Raw genomic sequence first — 8,398 nt, forward strand, 5'->3', positions numbered from 1 at the left:
AATCGTTTCGTGTAAATATGACAATACGGCTGATGCCCTGTCTTCTGGTAGTAATCCTGATGGTAATCCTCGGCGGGCCAGAAGGTTCCGGCTTTTTCAACCGTGGTAGCCACCCCGTACCCCTTTGCTTTCAGTTCTGCGATGAGCTTTTCAGCCACCCGGCGCTGCTCCTCGTCGGCGAAGAAAACCGCCGAACGGTACTGTGTGCCGACGTCCGGCCCCTGCCGGTTCACCTGAGTCGGATCGTGGATTTCGAAAAACAGCTTCGCGAGGGTTTCGTAACTCACCTGGCCGGGGTCGTACTCGACCTCCACGGCCTCGGCATGCCCTGTCCTGCCGCTGCACACCTGCTTGTAGGAAGGATTGGAGGTCTCCCCCCCGGTATAGCCGGACCTGACCGAAAGCACGCCCTTTACCTTGCTGAAATGGTATTCCACTCCCCAGAAGCACCCGCCGGCAAAAAACGCCGTCCTGGTTGCAGGCGGCTTGAGGGCTTCGGGCTGAAAGTTCAGCGAAACCGAGTTCACACAGTGGCGCACGTTTTTGGCGGTCATGCCTTCATTGAAGAAAACGTGGCCGAGATGAGCGCCGCAGCTGGCGCATACGATCTCGGTACGCCGTCCGTCCGCGTCGCGAACCTCTCTGACCGCGCCGGGAAGGGCATCGTCGAAGCTCGGCCATCCGGTGCCCGATTCGAATTTGTCGGAGGAACGGAACAGGGGGGCATCGCACCGCCTGCACTGGTAGGTTCCCGTCTCCCTGTTCCGATAATATTTGCCCGAAAAGGGTGCTTCCGTGCCTTTACGGACGATCACGCGCTCCTCTTCGGGGGTAAGCTGATTGTATGGCATATGTTTCTCCTTTTGTTCCTGAACATGAACTCCCGGCACCGGCAGGGCGCTGCCGGAACAGGATGCAAGCAGCAGCACAAGAAGGGTCACCGGAAGGAGCGACATACTCCGGTTGTTGGCCGTGGCGTTGTCGAAGATGAAGCTCATTGTTGCGACTGATGCGTTTGCCGGAAGCGGAATGACCTGTATAACTCCATATCCATACAACCGCGGGGTGATCCTGTTGGTTTCTCCTCTCCCCGGAGAACTTTCGCCCCCGTCAGGGGTGTTGAAGAGAGAACATCCATCGAACGCAAATGCACAGCGCAAGCCCCATGAACCGTAAACCGGCAGAACCGAACCTCCTGGCCAGGGAAAAGAGCCCCTATCTTCTGCAGCACGCCTTCAATCCGGTGGACTGGCACCCCTGGGGCCCTGAGGCTTTCCGGAAATCGAGGGAACGGAACATGCCGATCTTTCTCTCCGTCGGATACGCGACCTGCCACTGGTGCCATGTGATGGAGCGGGAATCGTTCGAGGACGAAGAGACCGCAAGGCTGCTCAACGGCAGCTTCATACCGGTGAAGGTGGACCGCGAAGAGCTTCCGGATCTCGACCGGCTCTACATGACCTATGTGCAGGCTTCGACGGGAAGAGGCGGATGGCCGATGTCGGTATGGCTCACGCCCGACCTGAAACCCTTTTACGGAGGCAGCTACTTCCCTCCCGAGGACCGTTACGGCATGCCGGGGTTCAGAACCGTGCTCGCCTCCATTGCGCAGTTGTGGGCGGCCGATCCGGAGCGCATCAGGGACGCTTCCCGCCTCTTTTTCGAACAGCTTCAGCCCCCCTCCCCTGCTGAAAACAGCTCTGTTCCGGAAAGAGGAGCGGCGGCGGAGGCCTGCTTCCGGTGGCTTGCATCGGCATATGATCCCCTGTGGGGCGGGTTCGGCGGCGCACCGAAATTTCCTCGTCCGGCGCTCTTCACCTTTCTCTTCAGCCACGCATTTCACACGGGAAGGCGGGAAGCTTCGGACATGGCCCTCCACACGCTGAAAAAAATGGCCGATGGGGGCATGCGCGATCATGTACGGAGCATGGGCAACGGCGGGGGCGGGTTCGCCCGCTACTCCACCGACCTGCGCTGGCACCTGCCCCATTTCGAAAAAATGCTCTACGACAACGCCGAGCTCGCCGTGAGCTATCTGGAAGCATACCAGATAAGCGGCGACAGGTTTTTCTCGTCGGTTGCCGAGGATATCTTCAACTACCTGCTGTGCGACATGCAGTCGCCCGCCGGAGGGTTCTTTTCGGCGGAGGATGCCGACAGCTTTCCGGACGGCAACACTCCGGAAAAGCGTGAGGGCGCTTTCTATGTGTGGAGCTGGGAGGAGGTGAAGGCGCTTCCTGCCGAAAGGGAGAAGCTGGAGCTGTTCGCCAGCACCTACGGCATGAAACCCGAAGGCAACGTGCAGGAAGATCCGCACGGCGAGTTCGGAGGAAAAAACGTGCTCATGCGGGAGCACTCCGGAGGAGAACGTTCAGCCGATCTCGACGAGATACGGGAGCTGCTCTACCGGAAGCGCCTGCAGCGTCCCCGTCCCCTGCTCGACGACAAGATCATCACCTCATGGAACGGCCTCACGGTATCGGCTCTCGCCAGAGGTTACCGGGTTCTCGGCCATGCGGCGTATCTCCTGGCAGCCCGGAATGCCGCAGATTTCATACTCCTGCGCCTCTGCAGGAAAGAGGACGGAAAGCTGCTGCGCCGCTACCGCGACGGCGAAGCGGCGATCGCCGGCAAAGCCGAGGATTATGCCTTTTTTGCGAGGGGACTGCTCGACCTCTATCAGGCCTGTTTCGACAATCGCTACCTCGATGCCGCATGCAGGCTCATGAGCAAATGCAACGATCTGTTCTACGACCCGGTCAACGGAGGGTACTTCAGCACCGCAATGGACGACGACACGGTTCCGGTACGGCTGAAGGAGGAGTATGACGGGGCCGAACCTGCGGCCTCTTCGGTATGCATCCTGAACCTGCTCGATCTCGCCGTGATGACCGGCAACGAAGCGTATCGCCGGATGGCGGAAGCGAGCTTCAGGTGTTTCGGCGATACGCTTTCCCGAAACGGCCACGCCCTGCCGCTGATGCTCGCAGCCCTGAACAATGCCGGTACAGGGGGAATTTCGGCCATTCTTGCCGGCGGCGCGGAGTCGCCCGGAATGCAGGAACTGCTGAAAACGCTCAACGCACGCTACCTGCCGGGCCTGAGCGTCCTGCATGCAGCGGCCGGAAATCTGGAACATGTCGAAATACCGCACGGCATCGACCCGCATTCGCCGACGCCGATGCTCTTCCTGTGCATCGATCATGCATGCAGACTCCCCGCAAGCACCCCGGAAGCGCTCGGGGAGCTGCTGAAAAATGCTATCCGTTGAAAGGCAGCCGGTCCTCGATGTCGTCTCGCTCTGCCTTGTGCTTGACCCCGTCGACAACCTGGCCGAGAATCGAACCGGCAGCGAAAATACCGAACCCGACTACTGCAAGTCCGGCCACGGCGGGAAGCAGCGGCAGGGCAAGGGGTGCGACGGCGGCTGCGCCTGCCACTCCTGCTGCGGTTTTGAGAAGCCCACCCGGAGGGTTCATCGATTCCATACTACTCCTTTTTTGGAAGATTATTTTTTGTCAAATCGAAGGCAATCCTTACTTTAACGGATTCCGGGCCTTCCGCAGCCGTATCGGCCCGGATACACGGACAATTAGCTCAGTTGGTTAGAGCGTTCGCTTCACACGCGAGAGGTCATAGGTTCGAGTCCTATATTGTCCACAACCCGCCCCGCTTGCGTTTACGATTCCGGCTTTTTTGTCGGCCTTAAGCCGATGGTGAAGCAGAAAACGGGCTCCAGTGCCGTTACTGCCCGCCTCCGGAACTGGTCACGTCCACGTGGACAACCCCGCTTTCCGATCCCGGCGTTTCGTCGCTGCCGGAAGGGTTGCTCATGGCCTCGACCACCTGTTTCATGAGCGAATCGGCAATAAAAAGTCCGGCGCCGCCGACAAGCATTCCGGCGACCCCGTGCATAACGAAAGGCATTCCCAATGGCGTCAGGAGTATGGCACCTCCAGCCGCAGCAGCAGCGTCCTTCAGCATAATACAACTCCCTGTTGTTGTTTTCCGGTTACAGGCCGAAAGGAGCCATCCGGCCCTCCGGCTTTGAAACGTCATGTTCAAATATACACAGGATTTTCCGGAAAACGGAACGGGAGGTTCATGAGGAAAAATTTCACGAGTTGTTCACACCGGCGCACGTTCGCACGCTCTTTCGTCCCGAAAAGTCCAGGCCCCTTCTCTCTCCGGTTTTTGCGGGGCTGTTAAAAAAAATGATATTCCTGAACTGCGAAATCTCTTGCAAGCATGTTTTCAAATAGGTATGATGGATTGTATTGTCACGTTTTAAAACCGGAACTCCCGAATTTCTTAAGTCGGCAAAGGCATAATGGATAAAAAAATCAAAAAGGTTCTCGTAGCCAACCGCAGCGTACCGGCCGTACGGGTCATTCAGACATGCAAAGACAGAAAGATCCCGACGACGGCCGTCTACAGCACTCCCGACCGGCTCGCGGCTCACGTGTTCATGGCAAACGACGCGGTTCATATCGGCGAAGCCCCGCCCGTTGAATCGTACCTGAACATGGAAAAGATTATCGCGGCAGCCCGGAAGAACGGCGCCAATGCCGTACACCCCGGCTGGGGATTTCTTTCCGAAAACGCCAAGTTCGCGCAGCTGGTGCAGGATTCGGGCCTGATCTGGATCGGGCCGAGCCCCGAGGTCATCCATAAAATGGGCGACAAGATCGAGTCGAAGAACATCGCCAGGGAGGCAGGAGTCCCCACCATCCCCGGCATCGACTCCCCGAAAACCGCCGGGGAAATCCGGAGGTGGATGCAGGAGGAGGACGTGGCCTTTCCGATCATCATCAAGGCATCCTCCGGCGGCGGCGGCAAGGGAATGGTGAGGGTCACCGACGATTCCGAACTTGAGAACGCACTGGCGCAGGCCCGCTCCGAGGCGAAAAAATCGTTCGGCAACGACGAGATTCTCGTTGAAAAGTTTATCGAAAAGGGCCGGCACATCGAGGTGCAGATCATCGCCGACCAGCACGGCAACGTCATTCATCTCTACGAGCGCGAGTGCACCCTGCAGCGCCGCAACCAGAAAATCATCGAAGAAGCGCCCTCTCCGAGCATTGACGACGTGACCCGCCGCTCGATTTGCGACACGGCCGTCCGGCTCATGCGCTCCATCGGTTACTCCTCGGCAGGAACGGTCGAGTTTCTGCTCGATTCGGCGACCGGCAAATTCTACTTCCTCGAAGTGAACACCCGCCTGCAGGTGGAACACGGGATCACCGAACTGGTGACCGGCGTGGATATCGTCAGCCTCATGCTCGACATCGCGCAGGGCGACCCGCTCAGCTTCCAGCAGGAGGACATCCGCCCGAACCGATGGGCTCTGGAAGTCCGCCTCAATGCCGAAGATCCGGCAACGTTCAGCCCCTCGTTCGGCAACATCAGCCGTCTGCACCTGAACCTCTATCCCGGCGCCAGGGTATCGCAGGGGGTCTATGAAGGCTCCGAAATTCCGCCCTACTACGACTCGCTGGTCATGCTTCTGATGACGACCGGACCCGACCGGGAGACCGCCATCATGAAGATGGACAGCATTCTCTGCCGCAACCTCAGGGTGGAAGGGGTCAAAACCCTCGCACCGCTGCTTCTGAGCATCATCCGGCACCGCGACTTCATCAGGGGCGATTTCTCGACGCGCTTTATCGAAGAGCATATGGACGAACTCGTCTCCATGTTCCCGGAGGGCGACAGCGAAGAGGACGTACTGAAAATCGCCAGATATGTAGCTGAAATTTCCGCTCTTGGAACACCGAACTGGATTTAACAACCATGACCAATTCTGTCTTCGTCAAACCGGGGATGAGCCCGAAAGATATCGTCAGCAACGTTCGCCGGCTGGATGCGATTGCCCTTACCTCGACCGGAATGAGAGACGCCGGACAGTCGGATTATAAAAACCGCCTGAGAATCCGCGACCTCTCCACCCTCTCTCAGGAATACAACGAAATGGGGCTGTTCAGCTCGGAGTGCCACGGCGGAGCGCGCTGGCATGTGGGAATCATGAACCGCCGCGAAAGCCCCTTCGAAGAGATTGCGCTGCTGCGGGAGAAGATGCCGAACGTGCTGCTGCAGACGCTCGTCCGCGAAACCAACCTGTGGGGATATCGTCCCTATCCGAAAAACATCATCGAGCATGTGATCTCAAGGGTCGATATCGATGTGTGGCGCTGTTTCTCGTTCCTCAACGACGTGCGCAACATGCGTACGGTGGCCGAAGTGGTCATGAAGCGCGGCCGACTTTTCCAGCCGGCCATCGCCTTTACCCAGGCCGACTGGACAACGAACGCCTACTTCCTGAAGCTCGTCAGGGAGATCGTCGATCTCTGCGGCGGCACGGACGAAATCATTCTCTGCATCAAGGATATGGCGGGCGTCGGAAGCCCCCGGCGCATGCATTCGCTCTTTGACGCCATCAAGCAGGCCTATCCCGACCTGGTGCTGCAATACCACCGCCACGCCACCGATGGCCTTGCCCTCCCGGCCATTCTGGCCGCCGTTCAGGCGGGAGCCGGCATCATCGACGTCGAAGAGGACTCCCTCACCCGTTTCTTCGGCCAGGCGCCGCTTCTGAGCGTAGCCTCGTTCCTCGAGGAGTCGGGCATGAGGGTCCATCTCAACATCAGGGCGGCCGACGACGCCGTCCAGAAAGTGCGCGACTGGATCCGCCACTACGAATGGGCAGAGTCGCCCTTCAAAGGCTTCGATCACGGCGTCGTCATGCACCGCATGCCGGGCGGGGCCTTTCCAAGCTCCTTCGAGCAGGCGCAAAAAGGGGGATTCCTGCACCTGATGCCCGCGATCCTCAAAATGATGTCGCTCTACAACCAGATCGTGAAATATTTCGACGTGACGCCCGGTTCGCAGGTCACGTGGGTAACCTGCAGCGGCATCGTGAACCACTACGCCAAGGAGCGCGGCGTGGCCGGCGTCAATCACGTCATCGATCTTCTGACCCGGTTTATCGAGGAGAAAAAGCAGGATTTCGACACCATGTCGCCCGAAGATCAGGACGAACTGCTCCATCTTTTCCGGGGCGCCCCGGGAGATTTCAAGAACCTCATCGTCGGAAGCTACGGAAAACTGCCGATGGGATGGCCAGCGGACTGGGTCTATACCAGCTGTTTCGGAGAGGAAGGCCCGGAAAAAATCCGCCAGCGCCGCGAAGACTCCCCGCTTGACGCCCTGCCGGACGAAGATCTGAAACGACTGTACCAGGAGCTTACCGAAAAGCTTGACCGTACCCCGGGCGAAGAGGAGTTCATTCTGTATCTCATGCACCCGAAAGATGCCCTCGACTTCATCCAGTTCCGCGAAAAATACGGAGATACCCCGCTCGTGCTGCCGACCGACGTCTGGAAGTCCGGCCTGCAGAATGCGGGCAGCAAGGTCGATTTTGAATACCGGGGGGTTCCGTACTCCATCGAGCGGGTCTCGATCGGTGCGGAGCACGACGGCATCATTCACGCCGTGATGAAGGTCAACAACCAGATCCGGGTATTCAAGATCGAAACGCCCCGCGCCCGTAAGACGGAGATCAGGATGGCCAAAGGCCTTACCGATATCGGCGCACCGATCAACGGAACCGTCTGGCGCATCGGAAATCCTGAACGCGGTCCGGTAAGGGCGGGCGATATCGTGCACAAGGGCGAAGAGATCGCAAATCTCGAGGCCATGAAAATGGAGAACGCGATCTTCGCACCCTACGATGCGCAGATCACCGAAATCGCGGTGCATCTCAACCAGATGGTGAAACAGGGTCAGCTGCTTTTCGTTCTGGAGGAGGTCAGGGAAAAAGAATGATTTCAGGATGACGGACAGCATCGAAGCTGTAACGAAAATGTCGCTGCAGTTCCTCGCTGAAGCGATCGGGCAATGTCCCGCCGGACTGGAAAGCAGCACGAACAGGGATGTCGTTTTTGCCGTGCTCGGCTTCCAGTACGGTGCCGTGCAGGGCGCCGCTTACGTTGCAGGTCTCGGCGATGATGCCGCCGGCATCGCGGAAGAGGTTCTGGGCAAAATAAACGGCATGGAGAGGGAGAACGTCTTGAACTATCTTTCCCTGATGCCGATGCTTGCCCGAAAGGAGTATCCCCCGATCGGTATCGGCGCTAAAGCCATTATCGGCTTTTACCATGCTCCGACTGACGGGGAAAAACTGGCGACAGCCGGCTCCCTGCGGGAAATCCTTCGTCAGATCGATGAAGCGTAAATCCTGAACCGATACGAAAGAAGGAAACCGGCGGCCAAAGCATGACGGAAAGCTTCCTCTCCATACCCGACCTCCGTGTCCTCTCATACGGGGCCGCCATTGCCGCGGGAGTGCTGCTCTGGCTCCTCGAAGGGCTCTTTCCCTATTTCTCCGGCCGGAAGCGCC

Annotated in this window: 7 protein-coding genes and 1 tRNA gene; 5 read left to right on the plus strand and 3 right to left on the minus strand. The window is 58.6% G+C overall.

What is annotated here, in order from left to right:
• On the minus strand, positions 1-851 hold an 851-nt coding region (locus WBP50_RS10455), incomplete at its 3' end, for a bifunctional methionine sulfoxide reductase B/A protein (RefSeq protein ID WP_423934246.1).
• 314 nt (positions 852-1,165) lie between these two features.
• Between WBP50_RS10455 and WBP50_RS10460 the strand changes: the two genes are divergently transcribed.
• Entirely contained in the window at positions 1,166-3,271 is a 2,106-nt protein-coding gene (locus tag WBP50_RS10460) for a thioredoxin domain-containing protein (protein ID WP_423934234.1), read from the plus strand.
• On the opposite strand, the gene WBP50_RS10465 is transcribed toward WBP50_RS10460, so the two are convergent.
• Positions 3,261-3,488, minus strand: coding sequence for a hypothetical protein (locus tag WBP50_RS10465; protein ID WP_423934235.1), 228 nt, complete (start codon positions 3,486-3,488; stop codon positions 3,261-3,263). The two genes, WBP50_RS10460 and WBP50_RS10465, sit on opposite strands and share 11 nt — an antisense overlap.
• 98 nt (positions 3,489-3,586) lie before the next feature.
• On the opposite strand from WBP50_RS10465, the gene WBP50_RS10470 reads away from it, so the two are divergent.
• A tRNA-Val gene (locus WBP50_RS10470) sits at positions 3,587-3,660 on the plus strand.
• 84 nt (positions 3,661-3,744) lie between these two features.
• Here WBP50_RS10470 and WBP50_RS10475 read toward each other — a convergent pair.
• The gene (locus WBP50_RS10475; protein ID WP_423934237.1) at positions 3,745-3,984 is read right to left on the minus strand and encodes a hypothetical protein; all 240 of its coding nucleotides are present in this window, start codon (positions 3,982-3,984) and stop codon (positions 3,745-3,747) included.
• Between the two features lie 346 nt (positions 3,985-4,330).
• On the opposite strand from WBP50_RS10475, the gene WBP50_RS10480 reads away from it, so the two are divergent.
• Genes WBP50_RS10480 through WBP50_RS10490 form a run of 3 tightly spaced genes read left to right on the plus strand, consistent with a single transcriptional unit; the run spans position 4,331 to position 8,233 of the window.
• Entirely contained in the window at positions 4,331-5,788 is a 1,458-nt protein-coding gene (locus WBP50_RS10480; protein ID WP_423934239.1) for an acetyl-CoA carboxylase biotin carboxylase subunit, read from the plus strand.
• A gap of 5 nt (positions 5,789-5,793) precedes the next feature.
• Positions 5,794-7,824 carry a biotin/lipoyl-containing protein gene (locus tag WBP50_RS10485; protein ID WP_423934242.1) on the plus strand — a complete coding sequence of 677 codons (2,031 nt, stop codon included), beginning with the start codon at positions 5,794-5,796 and terminating at the stop codon, positions 7,822-7,824.
• Between the two features lie 7 nt (positions 7,825-7,831).
• A complete protein-coding gene (locus WBP50_RS10490; RefSeq protein ID WP_423934244.1) occupies positions 7,832-8,233 on the plus strand; it encodes a hypothetical protein in 402 nt (133 codons plus the stop codon).
• Positions 8,234-8,398: the final 165 nt, after the last annotated feature.

This window comes from Chlorobium sp. (genome assembly GCF_049593655.1).
Taxonomy (GTDB): domain Bacteria; phylum Bacteroidota; class Chlorobiia; order Chlorobiales; family Chlorobiaceae; genus Chlorobium.

Coding starts and splice junctions, on each gene's coding strand:
- WBP50_RS10460 (WP_423934234.1), top strand. CDS start 1,166: ATGAACCGTAAACCGGCAGAACCGAACCTCCTGGCCAGGGAAAAGAGC.
- WBP50_RS10465 (WP_423934235.1), bottom strand. CDS start 3,488: ATGGAATCGATGAACCCTCCGGGTGGGCTTCTCAAAACCGCAGCAGGA.
- WBP50_RS10475 (WP_423934237.1), bottom strand. CDS start 3,984: ATGCTGAAGGACGCTGCTGCTGCGGCTGGAGGTGCCATACTCCTGACG.
- WBP50_RS10480 (WP_423934239.1), top strand. CDS start 4,331: ATGGATAAAAAAATCAAAAAGGTTCTCGTAGCCAACCGCAGCGTACCG.
- WBP50_RS10485 (WP_423934242.1), top strand. CDS start 5,794: ATGACCAATTCTGTCTTCGTCAAACCGGGGATGAGCCCGAAAGATATC.
- WBP50_RS10490 (WP_423934244.1), top strand. CDS start 7,832: ATGACGGACAGCATCGAAGCTGTAACGAAAATGTCGCTGCAGTTCCTC.